Origin of the sequence: Pseudoalteromonas shioyasakiensis (genome assembly GCA_013391845.1) — a bacterium.
In the GTDB taxonomy this organism is placed as follows: Bacteria; Pseudomonadota; Gammaproteobacteria; order Enterobacterales; family Alteromonadaceae; genus Pseudoalteromonas; species Pseudoalteromonas apostichopi.
The window spans coordinates 515,001-538,823 of sequence record CP058414.1; the positions used below are offsets into that span (position 1 = coordinate 515,001).

Sequence of the window (23,823 nt, forward strand, 5' to 3'; positions counted from 1 at the left end):
CTTTAACAGTGGTCACTTTTAAACGGCCAATATCACTGTTGTCATTGTTCAGGTAGTCAAAATTGCTTGCTAGTGTTAAGTCTTTAGCTCTTGTCTCATCTATATATGATAAACAACCGTCATCTTTATCATAATCAAGACCACCTTTAGCTATGCAATCAGCTTCGTCGTTTGTATCAAAGAAGTATTCTCGTGCATCACCTTCGTTCGCTGTGACAATAAAGTTAGCACCTTTCCAGGTAAAGCTTGAAATAGTATCTGGTTGATACATGCCATAGAGGCCAGGGTATGATTTAAAGTTAACCCCACCGTCTTTATCAGATGCATCAAAAAGCAAATTAGACCAATCTTTAAAACCTAAGCCTTTAAGCTCTAGGCTATTATCTTCAAGATTGACGATAGCAAGGGCGTTATTTTCTTGTAGTGACACGTAGGCAAATTTATTATCTTTCGAAACGCTGATGTATTCAGGTTCTAAATCCATAGCCACGGTTGTATTAATCAAATTACCGTTGATTGTTCGACCTGTCGGGTTAGCAAATACAATCCCTCGCTCTTCAAGCTCTGCTTGTTTGTCGTTATAAGCTGAAAAAGTAATGCTAATAGCAGTATCTGCAATTACACCATCATTGATATTTATAATGCTAATTGAGCCTTCAGGGTCAATACTGTAATCACCATTAGGCTCACCTTCATTTGCAACCAGTACCTTATTGCCATCATGGCTAAAAGTAACCATGTCGGGTAGGGCGCCTACCGTTACATTCTTAATAAACAGAGGCTCATCGCCACTGATATCATAAAATGCGATTAAACCTTCATCACCGGTAATATCTGCGGCCATTGCAACTGCAAGAAGTTCATTATTAGCATCAATAGCGATACTGTTTGCATCACCCGCACTGTACTTATTAAGTGCAAGGGTAATCTCTGAGGTTAAATTAGTGCCGTTTATAACCCCTTCGTTATCTTTAACTAAAGCTGCACGGTCAAAGCTATCGGCTTTCATGATATTCACAACTGCCGAATCACCGGAACTATTGATCGCAAAAATTCGTTGTTTAGAAGCTTGATAAGCGACAATCTCTGCTGCACCTTCCGGACTTTCTGCGTTCAGCACTGCACGACCGATAAGGTTTATACTTAAAGCCGCGTTTGCATCTGTACCATTTGCTCCGTCAGCTCCGTTAGTACCATCGGAGCCATTTTCCCCATCAATTCCGTTAGTACCATTTTGACCTGCAGGACCTTGTTCACCTTGTAGGCCATCTTTGCCGTCGTCACCGTCTAACGAGCAACCTGTAAGAATAGTTAAAAGTGATAGCGCAATAATTGATCTTTTTAACATTATTATTTTTCCTTGGTATTGTATTGAGGCAATTACAACACGCAGGCATTACAACTATATGGCACTTTTATGAGAACAAAATTTAGCCACAAAAAAAGCGAGTATAAACTCGCTTTTATTTATAAATTAGTAGGGTAGCTCACTACTTTTTGGTTGGACGCTTCCAGCCAGTTAGATTACGTTGTTTGCCACGAGCTACTGCAAGCTGCTCGTCTTCAACAGTATTAGTAATAACAGAACCTGCGCCAATCGTTGCCATTGAGCCAATATTCACCGGTGCTACTAGTGATGAGTTTGAACCGATAAAGGCGTTATCACCGATAATAGTTTTTGATTTGTTTACGCCATCATAGTTACAAGTAATAGTACCTGCGCCAATATTCACTTTTTCACCAACTTCAGTGTCACCTAAGTAGGTAAGATGATTTGCCTTTGAGCCTTTGCCTAAGCGAGTCTTTTTCATCTCAACAAAGTTACCGATATGCGAGTCTTCTTCCATAATCGCACCAGGGCGAAGGCGAGCATAAGGGCCTAAAGTACATTTAGCAGCCACACTCGCTTCTTCAACAAGTGAGTTAGCTTTAATTACAACGTTATCACCAACAGTACAATCTTTAAGTACGCAGTTAGGGCCAATTTGCACGTTATTACCTAGTGTTACTTTACCTTCGAAAATAACATTAACGTCGATTAGTACATCTTCGCCGGTAGTAACTTCACCACGCACATCAATACGCGCAGGATCAGCAAGTGTAGCACCATTAAGCATTAGCTCTTCGGCTTGCCATGCTTGGTATGCACGTTCAAGAGCTGCAAGTTGAACGCGATTATTTGCGCCTTCGACTTCCATCGGGTGCTCGGGCTGTGCAGAAGTAATTTCAACACCTTCGCTATGTGCCATAGCAACGATATCTGTTAAATAGTATTCACCTTGAGCGTTGTTGTTCGATAGGTTACCTAACCAACGTTTAAGTAGCTCACCATTGGCAGCCATAATACCGGTATTAATTTCTTTAATTGCAAGTTGCTCAGCAGAGGCATCTTTTTGTTCGATAATACCCACTAGCTTGCCATTTTCACGGATCATACGACCATAACCTGATGGGTCATCTAGGGTAACGGTTAATACAGCTAAGCCTTTTTCTGGTGTCGCTGCGAGTAACTTCTCTAAGGTAGCGCGTTTTGTCAGTGGCACATCACCATAGAGAATTAATACAGTGTCGTCATCAGCAATGTGTTCTTTAGCAACTGCCACGGCATGACCCGTACCTAGTTGCTCTTCTTGTAATACCCAGTTTACTTGATTGTGCGATAGGGCATCTTGCAGCTGTTCACGGCCATGACCGTAAACAAGGTTCGTTTCACGAGCGCCAAGGGCAGTGGCATTATCAATAACGTGCTGCACCATAGGTTTACCAGCAACTTTGTGTAAAACCTTTGGTAGAGCAGAGCGCATACGAGTGCCTTTACCCGCAGCAAGAATAACGGTAGTCAGAGACATTAAAACAATATCCTTCTTTCTTTGTTTTAGGTGTGCAATATTTTGTGAGTTCTGGGAAACATACAAAGTTGTGTAAGTCACATCATGTGTAAATACGCAATCCTAATGAGTTGGACTGAACCTTGGATGAAACAGCTATTCACTATTAATTTACACTATTGTAGCGAGCTTTGATGAAGGATATAAGTATAAATATTAAGTAGGGTAGAAAGCCGTGAATTTCGGGCACAAAAAAGCCCACATTAAGTGGGCTTTTTGAAAACCGAGTAGGCTTACTTTTTACGTAATTGTTGAATTACGCGAAGTTGAGCGATTGCTTCAGCAAGTTGCACTGCAGCTTGTTGATAATCTAACTCAGCAGTTGACGTATTCGCCATTTGCTCTTCAGCATCACGTTTAGCTTTTTCAGCCGCTTGCTCGTCTAGGTCTTCACCACGTACTGCAGTATCTGCAAGAATCGTGATGCGATCCGGTTGAACTTCTAGCGTACCGCCAGCAATATACATCACGTCTTCGTGACCAAATTGCTTAACCAAACGTACCATACCAGGTTTTAGGGCAGTTAATAATGGAGCGTGACCATAGTTAACACCAAGGTCACCTTCACTACCACTCACTTGAATCGATTCAACCAGACCAGAGAACAAGCTCTCTTCTGCGCTTACTACGTCAAGATGTACAGTCATAGCCGCCATACTACCCTCCTAATTACATGCTTTTGGCTTTTTCTTGAGCTTCTTCAATAGAGCCAACCATGTAGAACGCTTGCTCTGGCATATCATCAAACTCACCGTTTAAGATACCTTTGAAGCCAGCAATTGTGTCTTTAAGTGACACGTATTTACCAGGCGCGCCTGTGAATACCTCAGCAACGAAGAACGGCTGAGATAGGAAGCGCTGGATTTTACGTGCACGAGATACAACTTGCTTATCTTCGTCAGAAAGCTCGTCCATACCTAGGATTGCGATGATGTCTTTAAGTTCTTTATAACGTTGAAGAACTGTTTGAACGCCACGCGCTGTATCGTAGTGCTCTTGACCGATTACTAATGGGTCAAGTTGACGTGAAGATGAATCAAGTGGGTCTACCGCAGGGTAGATACCAAGTGAAGCGATATCACGAGAAAGTACTACTGTTGCATCTAAGTGAGCAAACGTTGTTGCTGGAGATGGGTCAGTTAAGTCATCCGCAGGTACGTATACCGCTTGGATTGAAGTGATTGAACCCGTCTTAGTAGATGCGATACGCTCTTGAAGTACACCCATTTCTTCAGCAAGAGTTGGTTGGTAACCTACTGCTGAAGGCATACGACCTAGAAGTGCTGATACCTCTGTACCCGCTAGAGTATAACGGTAGATGTTATCAACGAAGAAAAGTACGTCACGACCTTCGTCACGGAACTTCTCTGCCATAGTAAGACCAGTTAACGCTACGCGTAAACGGTTACCCGGTGGCTCATTCATTTGACCGTATACTAGAGATACTTTATCTAGTACGTTTGAGTCGTTCATCTCATGGTAGAAGTCATTACCCTCACGAGTACGCTCACCAACACCTGCGAATACTGAGTAACCGCTGTGCTCGATTGCGATGTTACGGATAAGTTCCATCATGTTTACGGTTTTACCAACACCGGCACCACCGAATAGACCAACTTTACCACCTTTAGCGAATGGACATACAAGGTCGATTACCTTGATACCAGTCTCTAAAAGTTCTACTGAACTTGATTGTTCTTCATAAGAAGGTGCTGCACGGTGAATAGACATACGCTCTTCTTCACCAATTGGACCAGCTTCATCAATAGGGTTACCTAATACGTCCATGATACGACCTAGTGTCTTCGTACCTACAGGAACGTGGATTGGCTGACCTGTACCTTCTACTGCAGTACCACGACGTAAACCGTCAGTAGTACCAAGTGCGATACCACGTACCACACCGCCACCTAGCTGTTGTTGAACTTCTAAAGTTAAACCAGCTAAGTCGCCATCTGTTACTTTTAGTGCGTCATATACGGCTGGCACGTTGTCTTGTGGAAATTCGATATCCACAACGGCGCCGATAATTTGGACGACCTTACCTAAACTCATGTCTATTCCTCTCATTAAACTTTGCCGAAGCGTTAAACTGCTGCCGAGCCGCCAACAATCTCACTAATTTCTTGTGTGATTGCAGCTTGACGAGCCTTGTTATAAACAAGCTGTAACTCATCCATAAGGTCGCCTGCGTTATCTGTTGCAGCTTTCATTGCAACCATACGGGCAGCCTGTTCAGAGGCAGCGTTCTCAACTACACCTTGGTATACTTGAGACTCAATAAAGCGTACTAACAGAGCTTCTAAAATCGCATCTGGGTTTGGCTCATATAAGTAATCCCAAGAATGTTGAGATACTTCTTCTTCAGCTTTTGGCAAAGGGAGTAACTGATCGATTGTTGGCTCTTGCTTCATAGTATTAACGAACTTGTTAAATACTACGTATAAGCGGTCAATTTTACCTTCAGAGTATGCATCTAGCATTGTCTTTACAGGACCAATAACGTCTTGTAATGAAGGTGTATCTCCTAAGTTCGCTTTTTTAGCGACTAACTTACCGCCAAAACGTTGGAAAAAGCCAGCTGCTTTGCTACCTAAAGTAGTAAACTCAGCTTCAACGCCTTTTTCTTTCCACGCTTTAACGTCTAGGGCAACTTTTTTGAACTCGTTTGAGTTCAAGCCACCACATAGACCACGGTCAGTAGAGATAACAATATAACCAACTCGTTTTACTTCACGCTCTTCTAAGAAAGGGTGAGTAAAATCAAGATTTGCTTGAGCAACACGACCAATCACTTGGCGTAAGTTTTCAGCGTATGGACGGCTTGACGCCACACGTTCCTGCGCTTTTTTCATTTTAGACGCAGCAACCATTTCCATCGCGCTGGTGATCTTTTGAGTATTCTTGATACTCCCGATCTTGCTTTTAATCTCTTTTCCGCTGGCCATGACTCTCTCTCCGAATCAGGTGGGCTTTAGTTACCTAAAGCTCACCATTCATAACTAAATTACCAAGTTTGCGTCGACTTGAACTTCTCTAGAAGTTCTTTAAGTTGAGCTTCAATCTCAGCGTTGTAGTTACCAGTTTCATTGATTTGAGCCATTAGCTCTGCGTATGTGCTGTTTGCATAAGAAATTAGGCCAGCTTCGAAATCCATGATTTTCGCGATTTCGATGTCTTTTAGGTAGCCCTTTTCAGCAGCAAATAGCGACAGAGACATTTCAGCAACAGACATTGGTGCGTACTGTTTCTGCTTCATTAGCTCTGTTACGCGCTCACCATGCTCTAATTGAGCACGTGTTGCATCGTCAAGGTCAGACGCGAACTGCGAGAACGCAGCTAATTCACGGTACTGAGCTAACGCTAGACGGATACCACCACCTAGTTTCTTAACGATTTTAGTTTGCGCTGCACCACCAACACGAGATACCGAGATACCAGCGTTAACAGCTGGACGGATACCTGAGTTGAATAAGTCAGTTTCTAAGAAGATCTGACCATCGGTGATAGAGATAACGTTTGTCGGTACGAACGCAGAAACGTCGCCGCCTTGAGTTTCAATGATTGGCAATGCCGTCAGTGAACCTGTTTTACCTTTCACTTCACCATTAGTGAACTTCTCAACGTAATCAGCGTTTACACGTGATGCACGCTCTAGAAGACGTGAGTGAAGGTAGAATACGTCACCTGGGTATGCTTCACGGCCTGGTGGACGCTTAAGTAGTAATGAGATTTGACGGTAAGCAACAGCTTGCTTAGATAAATCATCATATACGATTAGCGCGTCTTCACCACGGTCACGGAAGTATTCACCCATAGTACAACCAGAGAATGGTGCTAGGTACTGAAGTGCCGCAGATTCAGAAGCAGATGCAACAACAACGATAGTGTTTTCAAGTGCACCGTGCTCTTCTAATTTACGTACTACGTTAGCGATTGTAGATGCTTTTTGACCAACTGCAACGTACACACACTTAACGCCTGTACCTTTTTGGTTGATGATTGCATCGATTGCTAATGCAGTTTTACCAGTTTGGCGGTCACCGATAACAAGCTCACGTTGACCACGACCTACTGGGATCATCGCATCGATAGATTTATAACCAGTTTGTACTGGCTCATCTACTGATTGACGTTCGATAACGCCTGGTGCGATTTTCTCAACAGGTTCAAAACCGTCGTTATCTAAAGCGCCTTTACCGTCGATAGGTGCACCTAGTGTGTTTACAACACGACCAAGTAGACCACGACCAACAGGAACCTCTAGGATACGACCAGTTGATTTAACTTTTACGCCTTCTTTAAGGTCAGCGTAAGGACCCATTACTACAGCACCTACTGAGTCACGCTCAAGGTTTAGTGCGATAGCATAACGGTTGCCAGGAAGCTCGATCATCTCACCTTGCATACAGTCAGCAAGACCGTGGATGCGGATGATACCGTCAGTAACAGATACGATAGTACCTTCGTTACGAGCTTCACTTACAACTTCGAACTGCTCAATACGTTGTTTGATCAGATCTGAAATTTCAGTGGAATTAAGTTGCATGCTCTTTTTCCCAATTACGATTGTAGTGATGTAGCTAAGCGGGCTAATTTGCCACGTACTGAGCCGTCAATTACAGTGTCACCCGCCTTAATGATAAGACCGCCAACAACTGTAGTATCTTCACTACAATTCAGCTTAACTTTGCGTGCGAAACGTTTTTCAAGTGCCGCTACCAATGATGCTTGCTGCTCAGCAGCTAGCGGTGTTGCAGAAACCACATCAACGTCGATTTCTTTGTCGTAGTCCGCTTTAAATTCAGCGAATAACTCTGCAACAGCAGGCAGTGCAACTAAACGTCCATTTTCAGCCATCACCTTGATTAGGTTCTGACCTTGTTCGTTGAGCTGCTCTGCACAGATCTTGATAAACAGATCTGCTTTTTCAGTAGCAGTAGGCAATCCAGCTAGCGCGGCAGCGGCTTGCTCATTGCTGGCAACATGGCCAGCAAAGAACAGCATGTCGTTCCAACTTTCAACAGTGCCTTTTTCAACGGCAAGTTCAAAAGCCGCTTTAGCGTATGGGCGAGCGATAGTAGCCAATTCAGACATGCTCATACCCTCCTAATTACAGCTCAGCGACAAGTTTTTCAACGATGTCACTGTGTGCGGCTTGATTGATTTCGCGCTCTAAAATCTTCTCAGCACCAACCACGGCCAGCGTCGCTACTTGTTTACGTAGTTCTTCTGTTACACGGTTACGCTCTGCTTCGATTTCAGAGTGCCCTTGAGCAATAATTTTTTCACGCTCTTGTTGACCACGAACAGTTTCTTCGTCAACGATTAGCGTGGCACGCTTTTTAGCTTGTTCAATGATATCAGCCGCTTGAGCTTTTGCCTCTTTAAGCTGCTCAGCAGCTTTCTTTTGCGCAAGTTCTAAGTCTTTTTCGGCTCTATCAGAGGCAGCTAAACCATCTTCGATTTTCTTCTGGCGAGCTTCAATTGCACCATTTAGTGGTGGCCATACGTATTTCATACAGAAAAGTACGAAAACCGTAAATGCAATTAATTCACCGATAAGAGTGGCTGTTAAGTTCACGACCGCTCCTCCTTAAAATAGTAAGCTGTTCAAAAAATAATATTAAAGTACGAACAACAATACCATTGCGATACCAACACCGATCATAGCTACGGCATCGATTAGACCAGCAAGGATGAACATCTTAACTTGTAATGAAGGTGCAAGCTCAGGTTGACGTGCACAAGCTTCTAGGAATTTACCACCCATGTTACCGAAGCCGATAGCAGTACCGATTGCACCGAAGCCGATAAGTAGAGCAACAGCGATGTACTTAAGACCAATCATTAGTTCCATTTTTTTCTCCAAAGTTTCAATTGTAAATTAAAGTTAAAATTTAAAAGTGTAAAAAATTAGTGATTATCTGAGCTTGCCATGCTTAGGTAAACGATTGTAAGCATCATAAATACGAATGCTTGCAGTACGATTACTAAGATGTGGAATACAGCCCAAATAAAGTGCAACGGTAGTTGCATTAAACCAACTGCGCCGATCAAGATGAAAATCAACTCACCAGCATATAAGTTACCGAATAAACGCAATGCTAACGAGAACGGCTTAGCAACTAAAGCGATTGTTTCTAGTAATAAGTTACATGGGATTAAGAACACCATCGCTAGCTTGTTTTTAGAGCTGAACGGGTGAAGCGTTAATTCAGCTAAGAATCCGCCAATCCCTTTGATTTTGATTGCATAACCGATCATCAGAATGAATACACCAATAGCAAGTGCAGCAGTCATATTGATGTCTGTTGTAGGTACAATCTTCATGTAAACGTCGTGAGAATCCATACCAAATGCTTGCTCGCCAACAAAGCCAGCTAATGCAGGTAGGAAATCAACCGGAATCAAGTCCATTAAGTTCATTAAGAACACCCAAACGAAAATCGTTAGAGCTAATGGAGCGATTAATGCGCTTTTACCATGGTATGTGTCACGTACGTTGTCGCCAACGAACTCAACAATCATTTCAATGAAACACTGAAATTTACCCGGTACACCGGTATTTGCTTTTTTAGCGGCACCACGGAAGATCCATAAAAATACCAGACCTAAACCGATTGACCATGCGAGGGTATCTATATTCCATGTCCAGAAACCACTGTCTGCACACGCTTTGTTGAAGGCAAGACCAGCGTCGGTCGAGCACATCTTAGCGTTAGTTAAGTGGTGCTGAATATGGCTTGATAGAGTTACTTCTTCTGCAGCCATGTTATATCCCAAAAGTTAATGATTAAAAAAAACGGGCGCAAACAATCCGCTAAATAACACCAATACATACACACAGAAAAACGGTAATAAAACGACCGTATAAGACTTCAGTATCAGTGCAAACAAAACGATTGTTAGCATAAATTTTAATCCGTTGCCGCGCTTTAGCGAGGCATACACTTGATTTACTCGACTTGCACCCATATAACGGAATGCATAGACAGCAAATACAAAATTAGGGAGTAGTGCAACAGCTCCGCCAGCAAGCGCTGACTGGCCGGCATTGACTCCCCAACCTATAAAAACAATTACTGCAGCGATAAATGCTACGATACCCTGAAGACAAATTAATTTAAATGCGGCAAGCCTATACGGCTTTGCTAACCTATTAGTCACGTTTTGTTAACCTTTAGAACGTTAAATTGTCAGGGTATGAAAACTGGCGAAATTATACTGATTCCTACCAGTTTTGCAACTTGAGTCGACCCTTTGTAGTGCAAAAACACCACAAATGTCTCTTTTTGGACATGTTATTAATTAATGACGGGAATAGTCTTAATTTATACGGCTTAAAATGCCATCTAACTCATCAAGAGTTGTATAAGAGATAACCAGTTTGCCTTTGCCTTTTTTATTGTAGTTTATTTCTACTTTAGCGCCTAAATTTTCAGCAAGCTTTTGTTCTAACTGTTTGACATCAGGATCTTTTTCTTGCACTTCTTTCTTTGGGGCTGGTTCTAAAATAGAACGCACAAGCTTTTCAGTTTCACGAACAGTTAAAGCTTTAGCAACGGCTAATCGAGCAGCATCTGATTGCGCTTCGCCTTCAAGTGCTAACAAACAACGTGCATGACCCATTTCAATGTCGCCATGCTCTAACAAAATTTTAACATCTTCATTGAGATTATTTAGGCGTAGTAAATTAGTCACAGTAGTACGAGATTTACCAACTGCCTCGGCGACTTGTTGATGAGTTAGTTCAAATTCGTTAAGTAAACGATTTAACGCAATCGCTTCTTCCATCGCATTTAGATCTTCACGTTGAATATTTTCTATAAGCGCGATAGCAACGGCCGCCTCATCAGGTACATCTTTGATGATACATGGAACAGCATCTAATTTTGCAAGTTGAGCAGCACGCCAACGACGTTCACCGGCGATAATCTCATATTTTTCTGCACCAATTTGGCGCACAACAATCGGCTGAATGATGCCTTGAGCACGTATTGAGTTAGCTAACTCTTCAAGCGCTTCTTCAGACATGTCTTTACGCGGTTGATATTTACCCGATTGTAAAAACTCAATCGCTAACTTTTGCAGCTCACCTTTACTTTGCTCTGCAACGACCTCAGAGACTTGCTCTGGTGTTGCTGTCGCTTGTTGCTGATTATTTGCACTTGGGGCAGGTTTTGATGAACTTAATAAAGCGTCGAGTCCTCGGCCTAAACCGCGTTTTTTAGCAGACATGTTATTTTTTTACCTCGAAGTTAGGCTACTGCTGAAGATGTTTTCTCTTTTCTACGTAACATTTCGCCGGCTAGGGCTAAGTAAGCTTTAGCACCACTTGATGCACGGTCATAATACATGGCAGGGGCACCAAAACTCGGCGCTTCTGCTAAACGGACATTACGTGGGATAACGGTACGATATACTTTATCGCCAAAATGTTGTTTGAGTTGTTCTGATACATCATTTGCAAGGCGATTGCGCGGATCATACATGGTGCGCAAAATCCCTTCAATTGTTAACGCTGGATTTACTAGCTTAGATAGCTGAGTAATGGTATCCATTAATGCCGTTAAACCTTCAAGGGCATAATACTCACATTGCATCGGAACTAAAATTGAATCTGCGGCAGCCATTGCATTAACAGTAAGCATGTTAAGTGAAGGCGGGCAGTCGATAAAAATGAAATCGTATTGGTCTTGAATTTGTTCAAGCGCATTACGTAAACGCACTTCACGCGCAAACAATTCCATTAATTTAACTTCAGCGGCAGTCACATCGCCATTAGCAGCAATTAAGTGATACTCACCTGAGGTTTCTTTATTGATAACTTCATCGATTGGTGTTTCTTCAATCAATAAATCGTAAATAGTCGCAACATCACCGTATTTATCGACACCACTACCCATGGTAGCGTTTCCTTGCGGATCAAGATCGATTAATAACACTTTACGCTTCGTCGCGGCCATCGATGCCGCAAGATTCACAGCGGTGGTTGTTTTACCAACACCACCTTTTTGGTTTGCTAATGCGATGACTTTTGCCACAGTGCTCTGATCCCTAGTCTTTAGAAAGAATGATTAGATGTCTTTGCGCATCTAACTCAGGTACTTCCAAGCTGATTTTTTCATCAAACTTAATACCTTTAGGTAATGAGTCTAGTTCTTCGCTCGGAAATACGCCTTTTAAGGCGATAAATTTACCTGAATGATCAATCAAGTGCGCACACCAGTCAACCATATCTTGTAAAGAGGCAAATGCACGACTTAATACACCATCTAATTTAACACTTGGTTGATATTCTTCAACTCTAGACTGCACTGGGGTTACATTTTCAAGGCCAAGTGCATGTTTTACCTGCATCAAAAAGCGCACGCGTTTACCTAAACTATCTAACAATACAAATTGTGTATCAGGTAAAGCGATGGCTAATACGATACCCGGTAAACCAGGACCCGTACCAACATCAATGTAATGTTTGCCTTTAAGGTGTGGCGCAACAACTAAGCTATCCATGATATGTTTAACCATCATTTCTTCAGGTAAACGAACAGAGGTTAAATTATATGCTTTGTTCCACTTGTCTAATAATTCAACATATTGTACAAGTTGTTGTTGCTGCTTTTCTGTTAGCGCAATATCAGTTTGCGCTAACAGTGAAGTTAATTGTTGTTGTAACACTGTATTCCTCACCAATTACGCAGTCTTGCGCAGTAAGCCTTGCTTTTTCAGATAGACTAATAATAGCGAAATAGCTGCAGGGGTGATACCTGAAATACGTGATGCTTGGCCAATTGTATCTGGACGACTATCAGTAAGTTTCGCGATAACCTCATTTGATAAACCAGAAACAGTTGAATAATCAAAGTCTTTTGGTAATACAGTTTGTTCATGACGTAGCTGCTTATTGATCTCATCTTGTTGACGAGCAATATAGCCTGCGTACTTAGTATGGATCTCAACTTGCTCAAGTGCAGCTTGGTTATCGAACTCAGAGCCTAAACCATCGATCGCCATTAGGTCGTTATAACGAACTTCAGGACGACGGATCAGATCTTCAAGGCTCGCTTCACGAGTAAGTGGTGTTTTTAATAACGCATTTACTTGATCAACAGCCAGGTGATCTTTATGGATCCAGGTTTCTTTTAAGCGTTGTGTTTCTTTTTCAATGATTTCCATTTTTTCGTTGAAGGCAGCCCAACGAGCATCGTCAACTAAGCCAAGTTCACGGCCTTTAGCAGTTAAACGAATGTCGGCATTATCTTCACGAAGTAATAAACGGTATTCAGCACGGCTGGTAAACATACGGTACGGTTCTTTAGTACCTAATGTTGCTAAGTCATCAATCAGTACACCTGTATATGCTTCATCACGACGAGGTGTCCAAGGTTCTTTACCTTGTACTTGTAATGCTGCGTTCATACCAGCAATTAAACCTTGCGCACCAGCTTCTTCGTAGCCTGTTGTGCCATTGATCTGGCCTGCGAAGAATAAACCATTAATAAACTTAGTTTCTAATGATTGTTTTAAGTCTCGTGGATCAAAGAAATCATACTCAATGGCATAACCAGGACGACAGATATGTGCATTTTCAAAGCCAGTAATTGATTGCACAATTTCAAGTTGCACATCAAATGGTAAACTCGTCGAGATACCATTTGGATATAATTCGTATGATGTTAAGCCTTCTGGCTCAACAAAGATTTGATGTTTATCTTTATCAGCAAAACGTACGATCTTATCTTCAATTGATGGGCAGTAACGTGGACCAATACCTTCAATAACACCAGAGTACATAGGTGAACGATGCAGGTTATTACGGATCACATCATGTGTTTTTTCATTTGTATAAGTGATGTAACACGGGATCTGCTGTGGGTGATCCGATTGTTTACCCATAAATGAGAATACAGGAGTAGGAGTATCACCAGGCTGTTCTTGCATCTTGCTAAAATCAACAGTACGCGCATCAATACGAGGAGGCGTGCCTGTTTTTAAACGATCAACACGGAACGGTAATTCACGTAAACGCTCTGCAAGTGCAATTGAAGGTGGATCACCAGCACGACCCCCTTTGAAGTTCTCTAAACCAATATGGATCTGACCACCTAAGAAAGTACCCACAGTAAGAACCACTGAAGGCGCACTAAAACGAAGACCCATTTGAGTTACAACACCGATTACTCGATCGCCTTCAACGATTAGATCGTCACATGACTGCTGGAAGATCTTTAAATTTTCTTGATGTTGTAAAGTGTGTTGAATAGCGGCTTTATACAAAGCACGGTCAGCTTGCGCACGTGTAGCACGTACTGCAGGGCCTTTAGATGAGTTTAAAGTACGAAATTGAATACCACCTTTATCGATAGCCTGAGCCATTGCACCACCAAGTGCATCGATCTCTTTAACTAAATGGCCTTTACCAATACCGCCAATTGCCGGATTACAAGACATTTGACCAAGAGTATCCATATTATGAGTTAGCAATAGGGTATTCATGCCCATGCGAGCAGATGCTAATGCAGCTTCAGTACCTGCATGCCCACCACCTACAACAATAACATCAAAACGTTCGTGAAAAATCATTTATGGGATCCTACTAATCAACCAGCAAAACTTTGTAAAGGGAGCGTATTCTACCTAGAAATTTAGAGAAGATAAATGATTAAACAGTGCTCAAGATCTAAGTGGGTGATCTCTAATAATATAAAGGATCTTTTAAAGAGATCTTTTATTACTCTTACTACTAGTGAGGGCTAGATCTGTTGATAATGTTCAATTTGCTTTTTAAAACATTGCTTTAAGGCAGATCTAAAGGTGTTAGTATGATCGGATCTTCCGGCGTAAAAGCTTTGATCAAAAGGGCTATTTATACACAGGGCAATATCGGTTGGATCTTATCCAAGGGATAAACTAGGTTAAAATCGCAGTTAGATCAGTGTTTATCCACAATCCGATCTAAATTATCAGTAAATTGTGGGTAACTTTTATTACAACGATCAACACCGATCGGCTTAATTGAGTCCTACAGCCTCGATCCAGCTTGGTAACCAAGCTAAAGCTGTGTCTTCTGGTAACGCTTCATCAAGAATATTTAGCTCTAAGCGTTCTGCCACGCGGTTTGCACCTTTATTTGCTAATAACTCATCTAGATTACGGCCTGCATAGTTATAGGTGTCGTAGCTAGTGTCGCCTAATCCGATCACACTGTAGTTTAATCCTTTAAGATCAGCCTGTTGGTTAATAGATTCAACAAATGGCAGTAGGTTTCTCTGGGTAGTCTCCCGCGCCATATGTAGAAGTACATAACAACCAAATAGTATCTTGCTGATCAATATCATCAAATACAGGCTGTTCATGAAGCTGCACTTGGATCCCTTGTTGTTCAAGGGCTTCTGTTAGTTGCTCTGCCACGTATTCAGCAGATCCCATTTGGCTGCCAACGATGATATTTACTGATTGCATGTGATTGATCATGTATAGAAATAAGTGGCCACATGATAACTAAGTTAGGGTGTGAGTAAAGCGTTGAATTACGATCTGAATAAGTTTTTCTGCCTAAAATAACGGCTTAAATTCAATGTTTTTTATAATTTACTGTTTTTAATGGTTTTTTATATTTATTCGTAAATTAAACCCTTTGATCAAGCTGTTAATAAATTTGGGGAAAGTTCTGATCAAGCTAGAATTTAGAAACTGTATAACTTTGCTAAGTTGTTGATCTTTAATTGTGTGTAAGCGCTTTAGTTTTTAGATCGGATTAAAATGGAGAGTATGATCGTTTTGTGGATAGATCGCTTGTTGATAACGATCGGTTTGTAATTTGCGATCAATAAAATAGATCGAAAAAAACTTAAATATGGGCAAATAAAGGCTGCTTTTTAGAAAATTAATTATCAAAAAGGGCTGTTGTTTGTAAATAAGTTCAAATTTCAGCGTTTTTTTATGATCAAATCAGCCTTTAGATCTAAAAAAGCCTCAAATGTGGATAACATTTTTAGCTAAATTCGATCTTAAAAGCTGTTTTGATCTGATTTTTTAGCTCGCTAAGTTAGTTTTCGATCTGAGTTAAACTGTTTTTTATCGTATTACCGACTAGATCATAGAGCGAATTACCCAATGAAAATCGTTTTGCGCCACCAGCGAAAGCGGCTTTTGCTGAGTTAAAATTGTTCATAGCCATCACATTTAGTGGCATATCTATCGCGTTAGCTAAGCTGGTTATGTGCTCTATATTAGTTAAGCCAGGTACAAAAAGACCATCTGCACCTGCATCTTGATAAGCTTTTGCGCGCTTCAATGTGACTTTAAAAGGGCTGTCACTAACAAAGTAGGTATCGGTTCTGGCGTTAATAAATAAACTGCCGAAGCCATTTTCGTTAAGTACTTTCTTTATCTCACTAATAATAGTGCATTGCTGTTTGATAGATCTGAGTGCATTCGTGTCTTTGTCTGAGTCTTCAATGTTGATACCTGCAACCCCCAATTTTGCTAACGCAAGAACGTTTTGGCTAATTTGCAGCGGATCGTTACTGTATCCTGATTCTATATCGACAGAGAGTGGAATATGTATGTATTTGGTCAAGCTTTTAACCAGCGCTAACTGAGTTTGAAAAGAGATGTTCTCACCATCAGCTAAACCTAAACTTTCAGCAATGCCCCAGCTGGTTGTTGCTACAGCTTTAGCTCCTGCGGCCTGAATGAATTGTGCTGAACTAAGATCCCACGCATTAGCGAGTACAAAGCCTATTTGCTGGTGGTGTAATTGATGAAAGAGTTGATATTTGTCCATGACGTCCTCCGTTTAATGACATCGCTAGACTAATTGATTTGGGTTTAATTACTGGCTGGTTTCGGCCCTGAACCGATAATTGATTACTGAATTAAAAACAAAAAAAAGAGTCGCAAGACTCTTTTTTATAATATTGATGACCGGAATTTATTTACCGATACAGAACGAACTAAAGATTTTTCCTAGCAAGTCATCAGAAGTAAATTCACCCGTAATCTCATTTAAGAACTGTTGTGTTAGGCGTAACTCTTCAGCCAGGATCTCACCAGCAATATGCATCTCTAATTGCTCTTTGCCTGTGTTTAAATGATAGGCTGCGTGATCAAGTGCATCTAAGTGACGACGGCGTGCCATAAATCCACCTTCAGTTGCCCCTTGGAAACCTATACATGCCTTTAAGTGAGTACGAACTAACTCTATACCTTCTGCATTTTTGGCACTTAAACGGATCACCGGATATTGTTCATGTTCATCCATTCCGACATTTTCACCTGAAATATCGGCTTTATTTCGGATCACAGTAACGCCCATACCCTCTGGTAACTTGGCCATAAATTCCGGCCAAATATCATGAGGGTCAGTGGCTGATGTGTCTGTGCCGTCTAACATAAATAGTACGCGATCGGCTTGGTTAATTTCTTCCCATGCGCGCTCTATACCAATTTGTTCTACTCTATCAGGGCTTTCGCGTAGGCCTGCGGTATCGATAATATGCAGTGGCATACCATCAATGTGGATATGTTCACGCAATACGTCACGTGTTGTACCGGCTATTTCGGTAACGATAGCTGCATCTCGGCCAGCTAATGCATTTAATAGGCTTGATTTACCAGCGTTAGGGCGACCTGCAATAACAACACGCATACCTTCACGCATGATGCTACCTTGTTTTGCTTGCTGAGTTACATTTTCTAATTGATCAATAATGGCATTGAGATCTGCTGATACTTTACCGTCTGATAGGAAGTCGATTTCTTCATCTGGAAAGTCAATAGCGGCTTCAACGTACATACGTAGGTGAATGACTTTTTCCACCAGCGTTTCGATGTGCTTAGAAAATTCACCTTGCAGAGATTGGAGGGCACTTTTTGCTGCCTGTTCACTGGTTGCATTGATGAGATCGGCAATTGCCTCAGCTTGAGTTAAATCAAGCTTGTCATTCATAAATGCGCGCTCAGAGAACTCCCCCGGCTTTGCTAAACGAACACCGTTAATTTGGCTAATTTCTTTTAATAGCATATCAAGTACAACAGGACCGCCATGACCTTGCAGCTCAAGTACGTCTTCACCGGTAAATGAATTTGGTCCTTGGAAGTATATAGCAATACCTTGGTCAAGCTGCTCACCGCTCAAGCTTTTAAATGGCACATAGTCTGCGTAACGTGTTTTAGGACAACGGCCAATAATGTGCTCTGCCACTGTTTTAGCTAAGCTGCCAGAGACGCGAATAATACCAACCCCACCACGTCCTGGTGCGGTCGCTTGTGCTGCAATTGTGTCTTGATTAATCATGCGATGAAAAATGCCAATAAAAGAATGAATGCTGGCTCTATTGTAACCTATGGCTTAATTTCATGCGAATAGCTGTTTAACCAATGAAGTGTTAAAAGCGCATTGTAAGTAATACTTTATTTAGCTCCGATTAATAAAAAACGGCATTGCAAATGATAATTATATTCATTAACATGTTTCGCATTATTCATTTTGTCCCTTTTTATTATGCGTCTTTCTGCTGTTTTTATTGCACTTGCTGCTGGTTTTTCGGCCATTGTCCATGCTCAAACAGAAGTTACTACTTCTGATCAAACCAATTCTAAAGAGATCGAAAAAATAGAAGTTGTTGGCCGTGCGTTTTCTTTATATCGCCCAACCGAGTCAAGCTTTGCAACTCGTACAAATACACCTTTAGAGAAAATTCCTCAGTCAATCCAAATTCTGCCGCAGGAGCTGATCAGCGATCAGGCTGCTCGTCAAATTACCGACCTTTATAGCAATATTGCTGGCGTTAATGCTTTTAGTTATTCGGGCGTGACATTCCGTGGTTTCCGCCAAGATGAGATTTTATATGATGGCGTAAAGGGCGACCCTTTCAATGGTTTTGCTGTACCGCAATTATTTAATATTGAACAAGTTGCGGTTTTAAAAGGGCCTGCTGGCGCTATATATGGTAGTGGTAATCCAGGCGGTATTATTAACTATGTAACTAAGAAGCCTAAATTCACCAGTGAACACAGTATTGAAGTTGAAGTAGGTAATGATGACTTCTTCAGTGGTGCATTAGAAAGCACTGGAACATTGAGTGAATCACTTGATAATCATGCTTACCGTGTTGGTCTTTACCGTGATACTGAAAAGCCATTCCGTGCTAACACTAGCAGCGATAATACTATTGTTGATCTTGGTTATACGTGGCTTATTAACAGTGCAACCGAATTGACCACTCAGTATACCTATATAGAGCAAGAGTTGGGTGGAGCACGTTTACGTGGTGTAGCGGCAGATGATAATGGACATTTTCTGACTGATATTAGCTGGAACCATAACGAAGCTACTGACTTTCAAAATGTTGAAGCGCATGTCTATCAGGCGACTTTAAAACATGAATTTAATGATATTTGGCGAACAGATGTCACAACACGCTATTTTGATAACAAAGAAGTACAAAACTACCATGAGCCAAGAGGGCTTGTAGATACTGATGACGACGGTATTGTAGATTGGAGCCATCGTGAGTTTCGTGATCAAGTACGTGAAAACGAAGGCTTTAGTTTAACTGCTAATGCGATTGCAGAATTTATAATTGCAGACATGCAACATCAAGTGCTGCTTGGTAGTGACTGGTATGAGCATGACTTTGAAAGTGCTTACCGCACAGCAAAGCAACAGAGTAAAGGAGGCCCTGTACCAGGCCTTGCTCTTAACGATCCTGAATATGGTTTAACCTCTGCTGATGATTATGATCTTGATAGTATTAAACCAAGGTTAGGTAAAACAAACAGCACTCGCTTTGGTGCGTACTTGCAAGATCAGCTTGATATAACTGCAAATTGGAGTGTTACTGCTGGCTTAAGATATGATCGTTTTGAAGATAAAGATCTGTTAAATCAAACCGAGTTTTCTGATAGCGACTTAACCTACCGTATTGGTACCAGCTATAACATTAACAATATGTTCTTTCCTTATGCGCTTCATGGTACTGGCTTTGTACCACAGGGTGCCAGTGATCAAGAAACAGCAAAAGGCGGACCATTCTCGCCAGAGACTAGCCGTATTAATGAGTTAGGTTTAAGAACCAAATTATTAGAAGACACACTTGCTGTTAATATGGCTGTGTACGATATCGTACGTAAAAACATTCTGCAGCCTAGTTTATTGGGTGATGTTGCAGGCGACGGCGTTGATGACTTAGTTGCGGTGGGTGAAGTTCAAAGTAAAGGTTTTGAACTAGAAGTGGTTGGTGATATCACTGAGCGCTGGGTGGTTACTGCAAGCTACGCCTATAATGATGCCCGTATTACTGAAGCAAATGACAGTATTCGTAACCAAATTCCTGATAGCGATAAATTTGCCAACGCACCGCAAAATACTTTAGGTATATGGACACGCTATGAGCTAGCTAGTTTATCGTCATCTATTTCTGCTGGTTTAGATTATGTTGATGAACAGCTTAGTTTAGGTGGTCAACGCGTTAAACCTTACACTATTTACAACATGGCGTGGCAAACAACCGTTGATAACTGGCAATGGCAGCTATCAGTTAAGAACTTGTTTGATAAAGAATACGCAAGCAGTGGCTTTATCGAGCGAACAGGGCACTTTCCTGGTGAACCACGCCGTGTCTATTTAAGTGCTAAATACAACTTTTAATGGTGGCGTGTGAACGCTAAAAGTTGGTTTAACTTACATTCATGGGCAGGACTCTTTGTTGGAGTCCTGCTTTTTGTTACCTGCGTATCGGGCACACTCGCTACGTTAAGTCATGAACTCGAATACTTAACAGACGCTAAGTACCGTGCTTTAACTTCTTCTGCCTCTACTAACTACCAAGCTCTCGAAAACACCCTTAATAAGCATTATCCGCAAGCTCAGTTACTCTATATACAACGTCATAAGCAAGATTACCTAGCCACTGAAGCGGCCCTTAAAGTCGGTGATTCATTTCGTTTTGTGTATTTAGATGCAGCAACGGGTCGCTTACTCGGTGAAGGAGAGTGGGCGCGAATATCGCGGTTTTTACGTAACTGGCATATGAATTTGTCGATGGGCTGGACGGGTAAATTAATCGTCACCAGTTTGAGTATTTTACTTGTTATTTTATTGGTCTCGAGTATTTATGTGTATCGGCGCTGGTGGCAAGGCTTTATGAAAAAGCCTGCTGCGCTTTGCCTTGATAAGCGCAGTAGTTGGTCTGATTGGCATAAGCTGTTAGGGCTTTGGAGTTTATGGTTTATTGCTGTGATGGCCATCACAGGGGTTTGGTATCTGGTAGAACATGGGCTGCAAACCGCGAAGGTACCTCACTATGTATCTAGTCCACAAGCCTTGAGTGAGTTTAAAAAACAAAGTCTTCGCAAAGGTCTATCGCCAATTAGTTTAGCAGCTGCTTATGAAGCCGCTCAACAGGCATTTACTAGCCTTGATATTCGCTATATTCGTTATCCTAATGAAGCAAATCAGCCTATTGAAGTGCGCGGTTATAACGATGATATTTTACTACGCCTGCGTGCTAACAGGGTTTATTTAAAACCAATTTCAGGTGAGGTACTTGGTATACAAAAAGGAGAAGAATTACATCTGCTACCTCGAATTAAAGACACCGCAGATCCGCTGCACTTTGGTAACTTTGCAGGAATTGGTACCAAGCTTATTTGGGCGCTATTTGGTGCATTGATGAGCTTTGTAAGCGCTGCAGGCATCTATATGAGTTGGCTTAGGGTTAAGCGTAAAACAACAGCTGGAAAGTGGCTTGGATTATCTGGGGGAATTGCAATTGGTTTGGTGGTTGCTTCGCTGCTAACTACGAGTTTGAGCTTTACTGAGCGAAGTGTGCCCAATCAGGTTTATTCACCTATTCTCGGTTAGCTATTTTCAGGCATTAAAAAAGGCGCAGTTTGCGCCTTTTTGTTGGGTAGAGAGTTTAGCCTCTTACCTTAATACCTTTTTTCTCCATACCGCGGTAGATGATTAGCATCTGTGCGATTGAGATAAGGTTCGATACTAACCAGTAAAGTACTAGGCCAGATGGGAACCATAAGAAGAAAATAGAGAATACTACTGGCATAAAGGTCATCATTTTTTGCTGCATAGGGTCAGTAACCGTCATAGGTTGCAGCTTTTGAGTGATGAACATACTTAAACCAAATAAAACAGGTAATACGTAGTATGGGTCCATTGCTGATAAGTCATTTAGCCATAAAATGAATTCAGCATGACGTAGCTCAGTTGACTCTAAGAATACGTAGAATAATGCTAAGAAGATTGGCATTTGTAGTAACAGCGGGAAACAGCCACCCATAGGGTTCACTTTTTCTTTGCGGTACATTTCCATCATAGCTTGACCGAATTTTTGACGGTCATCACCATACTTCTCTTTTAGAGCTGCCATTTTAGGCTGTAATGCACGCATCTTCGCCATTGACGTGTATTGTGCTTTTGTTAGCGGGTACATTGCTGTCTTAACGATAACAGTGATTGCAATGATAGCTAGACCCCAGTTACCTAGGATGCTGTGTAACCACTTAAGTAATACGAATAGTGGTTGTGAGATAAACCATAACCAACCGTAGTCTACGGTTAAATCTAAGTCTGGGTGAATTGCTTCTAGTACGTCAGACTCTTTCGGACCCATGTAGTAAGTTGAGCTAAGTGTTGCTTGCGTACCCGCTTGTACGTTAACTGCTTCACCTTTAGTACCAATAATTGCCGCATTACCAGATACAAGCTTAGTGTAAAGAGTGTTTTGTTGGTCTTGCTTAGGTACCCATGCACTTACAAAGTAGTGTTGAATAAATGCAATGTAGCCGCCAGATGTAGTGATATTAAGGTTCTTATCAGCCATATCTGAGAAGCTGTACTTTTCATATGGCTCTTCTTCAGTACCATATGCGCCGCCTAAGTAGTTTTGATCTACTAGACTACCTTTTTCTTGTACTGTGCGTTTTACTTGTGTGTATAACTGCACTTGAATTGGATCAGCTGTTACGTTGTTTACTGTGTACTCTAAATCTACAGCGTAGTCGCCTTTTTTGAAGATATAAGTTTTAGTAAACGTCACACCTTTACTGTCAGTAAACTCTAGTGGTACACGTAGTTCATCACCCGTTAAAGTGAATGCTTTTTGTGTGGTTTTATAAACAGGGCGGCCCTCAACAGTTGCATCTGGGCCATTTAAACCAATTAAGCCACTTTGTGAGAAGTATTGTTTACCATCAAACTCACCTAATAGCATATAAGGTGTGTTACTGCCTTTATCTTCTTCGTACTGAAGTAAGTCTGTCTCAATGATGTCACCACCACGGGTGTCAATCTTAACAGTGAATACATCAGTTGTTACATCGATAACTGAGCGCTTTGCTGTAGTAGCAGCTGGAACTTCACCGTCAGATGATGCTGGAATAAAGTCATCAGATTCCGGTGTAGTTGCGCCTAGTGTTTGTGTTGTGGCACTTGGATCAGCTTTTGGTGCGTTGTAGTCGTTATTCCATTCTTGAAATAATAAAAACGACACAAGCATCAAGCCGATTAATAAAAACGTGCGTTGCGATTCCATAACAGCTCTTATTTCTCGTGTTGGTGGTTAATATGATTTTTTGCCGGTACGGGATCATCCCCACCAGCATGTAAAGGGTGGCATTTTAATATGCGTTTAACAGCTAACCAACTGCCTTTTACACTTCCATGCAAATTAATTGCTTGAATAGCGTAACTAGAGCAGGTTGGATTAAAACGACAATGCGGGCCTAATAGTGGGCTTATCCATTTTTGATAGCCGCGTATTAGCATGACTAAACAGCGCTTTGGAATAGCAACAAGTGGTTTAAGTAACCTCATGATGTGTCTGCCCCTGCGTTAATTTAGTCAATGGATACCATGAATTTAAATTCCCATCGTAGAATTTTAAATGCATGATTAAAAGGTGAGCTA

General features: G+C 41.5%; 21 protein-coding genes and 1 pseudogene (1 of these 22 cut by a window edge). 2 read left to right on the forward strand and 20 right to left on the reverse strand.

Translation table 11 applies throughout. The annotated features are described in order from the left end of the window. The 18 genes and pseudogenes from HYD28_02250 to mnmE all read right to left on the reverse strand — a co-directional run. Positions 1 to 1,348, reverse strand: the 5' portion of a protein-coding gene (locus HYD28_02250) for a choice-of-anchor I family protein (protein ID QLE07885.1). It extends 491 nt beyond the left edge of the window; only the first 1,348 of its 1,839 coding nucleotides appear in the window; it begins with the start codon at positions 1,346 to 1,348; its stop codon lies beyond the left edge, outside the window. A gap of 142 nt (positions 1,349 to 1,490) precedes the next feature. Further along, positions 1,491 to 2,849 (reverse strand): bifunctional UDP-N-acetylglucosamine diphosphorylase/glucosamine-1-phosphate N-acetyltransferase GlmU, encoded by a 1,359-nt coding sequence (gene glmU / locus HYD28_02255; protein ID QLE07886.1) that lies wholly within the window; start codon positions 2,847 to 2,849, stop codon positions 1,491 to 1,493. A 272-nt stretch (positions 2,850 to 3,121) separates the two neighbouring features. Next, positions 3,122 to 3,544: a F0F1 ATP synthase subunit epsilon gene (gene atpC, locus HYD28_02260; protein QLE07887.1), complete on the reverse strand. Its 423-nt coding sequence runs from the start codon at positions 3,542 to 3,544 to the stop codon at positions 3,122 to 3,124. A 13-nt stretch (positions 3,545 to 3,557) separates the two neighbouring features. Then, positions 3,558 to 4,943, reverse strand: a complete 1,386-nt coding sequence (atpD, locus tag HYD28_02265; GenBank protein ID QLE07888.1) for a F0F1 ATP synthase subunit beta — start codon at positions 4,941 to 4,943, stop codon at positions 3,558 to 3,560. A gap of 32 nt (positions 4,944 to 4,975) precedes the next feature. Then, positions 4,976 to 5,836 (reverse strand): F0F1 ATP synthase subunit gamma, encoded by an 861-nt coding sequence (gene atpG, locus HYD28_02270; GenBank protein QLE07889.1) that lies wholly within the window; start codon positions 5,834 to 5,836, stop codon positions 4,976 to 4,978. A 59-nt stretch (positions 5,837 to 5,895) separates the two neighbouring features. Continuing rightward, a complete protein-coding gene (gene atpA, locus HYD28_02275) occupies positions 5,896 to 7,437 on the reverse strand; it encodes a F0F1 ATP synthase subunit alpha (GenBank protein ID QLE07890.1) in 1,542 nt (513 codons plus the stop codon). Between the two features lie 14 nt (positions 7,438 to 7,451). Further along, a complete protein-coding gene (gene atpH, locus HYD28_02280) occupies positions 7,452 to 7,985 on the reverse strand; it encodes a F0F1 ATP synthase subunit delta (protein QLE07891.1) in 534 nt (177 codons plus the stop codon). Positions 7,986 to 8,001: 16 nt separating this feature from the next. Then, positions 8,002 to 8,472, reverse strand: a complete 471-nt coding sequence (gene atpF, locus HYD28_02285) for a F0F1 ATP synthase subunit B (protein QLE07892.1) — start codon at positions 8,470 to 8,472, stop codon at positions 8,002 to 8,004. Positions 8,473 to 8,514: 42 nt separating this feature from the next. After that, the gene (gene atpE / locus HYD28_02290; GenBank protein QLE07893.1) at positions 8,515 to 8,748 is read right to left on the reverse strand and encodes a F0F1 ATP synthase subunit C; all 234 of its coding nucleotides are present in this window, start codon (positions 8,746 to 8,748) and stop codon (positions 8,515 to 8,517) included. A gap of 56 nt (positions 8,749 to 8,804) precedes the next feature. Then, positions 8,805 to 9,662 carry a F0F1 ATP synthase subunit A gene (gene atpB, locus HYD28_02295; GenBank protein QLE07894.1) on the reverse strand — a complete coding sequence of 286 codons (858 nt, stop codon included), beginning with the start codon at positions 9,660 to 9,662 and terminating at the stop codon, positions 8,805 to 8,807. 15 nt (positions 9,663 to 9,677) lie between these two features. After that, the gene (locus HYD28_02300) at positions 9,678 to 10,058 is read right to left on the reverse strand and encodes an ATP synthase subunit I (GenBank protein ID QLE07895.1); all 381 of its coding nucleotides are present in this window, start codon (positions 10,056 to 10,058) and stop codon (positions 9,678 to 9,680) included. A 159-nt stretch (positions 10,059 to 10,217) separates the two neighbouring features. Next, a complete protein-coding gene (locus HYD28_02305) occupies positions 10,218 to 11,129 on the reverse strand; it encodes a ParB/RepB/Spo0J family partition protein (GenBank protein ID QLE07896.1) in 912 nt (303 codons plus the stop codon). Positions 11,130 to 11,149: 20 nt separating this feature from the next. Further along, positions 11,150 to 11,935, reverse strand: a complete 786-nt coding sequence (locus tag HYD28_02310; protein QLE07897.1) for a ParA family protein — start codon at positions 11,933 to 11,935, stop codon at positions 11,150 to 11,152. 13 nt (positions 11,936 to 11,948) lie between these two features. Continuing rightward, positions 11,949 to 12,569 (reverse strand): 16S rRNA (guanine(527)-N(7))-methyltransferase RsmG, encoded by a 621-nt coding sequence (rsmG, locus tag HYD28_02315; GenBank protein ID QLE07898.1) that lies wholly within the window; start codon positions 12,567 to 12,569, stop codon positions 11,949 to 11,951. 15 nt (positions 12,570 to 12,584) lie between these two features. Then, complete coding sequence (gene mnmG / locus HYD28_02320; protein QLE07899.1) at positions 12,585 to 14,474, reverse strand: tRNA uridine-5-carboxymethylaminomethyl(34) synthesis enzyme MnmG; 1,890 nt, start codon at positions 14,472 to 14,474, stop codon at positions 12,585 to 12,587. Positions 14,475 to 14,902: 428 nt separating this feature from the next. Further along, positions 14,903 to 15,353: pseudogene (gene mioC, locus HYD28_02325) on the reverse strand (FMN-binding protein MioC). A gap of 586 nt (positions 15,354 to 15,939) precedes the next feature. Further along, positions 15,940 to 16,680 carry an isocitrate lyase/phosphoenolpyruvate mutase family protein gene (locus tag HYD28_02330; GenBank protein ID QLE07900.1) on the reverse strand — a complete coding sequence of 247 codons (741 nt, stop codon included), beginning with the start codon at positions 16,678 to 16,680 and terminating at the stop codon, positions 15,940 to 15,942. 147 nt (positions 16,681 to 16,827) lie between these two features. Next, complete coding sequence (gene mnmE, locus HYD28_02335) at positions 16,828 to 18,192, reverse strand: tRNA uridine-5-carboxymethylaminomethyl(34) synthesis GTPase MnmE (GenBank protein ID QLE07901.1); 1,365 nt, start codon at positions 18,190 to 18,192, stop codon at positions 16,828 to 16,830. A gap of 207 nt (positions 18,193 to 18,399) precedes the next feature. Here mnmE and HYD28_02340 point away from each other — a divergent pair, with 207 nt between their 5' ends. Then, on the forward strand, positions 18,400 to 20,547 hold the full coding sequence (locus tag HYD28_02340; GenBank protein QLE07902.1) for a TonB-dependent siderophore receptor: 2,148 nt from the start codon (positions 18,400 to 18,402) through the stop codon (positions 20,545 to 20,547). A gap of 9 nt (positions 20,548 to 20,556) precedes the next feature. After that, on the forward strand, positions 20,557 to 21,762 hold the full coding sequence (locus HYD28_02345; GenBank protein ID QLE07903.1) for a PepSY domain-containing protein: 1,206 nt from the start codon (positions 20,557 to 20,559) through the stop codon (positions 21,760 to 21,762). Positions 21,763 to 21,817: 55 nt separating this feature from the next. On the opposite strand, the gene yidC is transcribed toward HYD28_02345, so the two are convergent. Together yidC and yidD are read right to left on the reverse strand one after the other, a co-directional pair. Next, positions 21,818 to 23,449 (reverse strand): membrane protein insertase YidC, encoded by a 1,632-nt coding sequence (gene yidC, locus HYD28_02350; GenBank protein QLE07904.1) that lies wholly within the window; start codon positions 23,447 to 23,449, stop codon positions 21,818 to 21,820. Between the two features lie 8 nt (positions 23,450 to 23,457). Continuing rightward, the gene (gene yidD / locus HYD28_02355; protein ID QLE07905.1) at positions 23,458 to 23,730 is read right to left on the reverse strand and encodes a membrane protein insertion efficiency factor YidD; all 273 of its coding nucleotides are present in this window, start codon (positions 23,728 to 23,730) and stop codon (positions 23,458 to 23,460) included. Positions 23,731 to 23,823 lie beyond the last annotated feature (93 nt).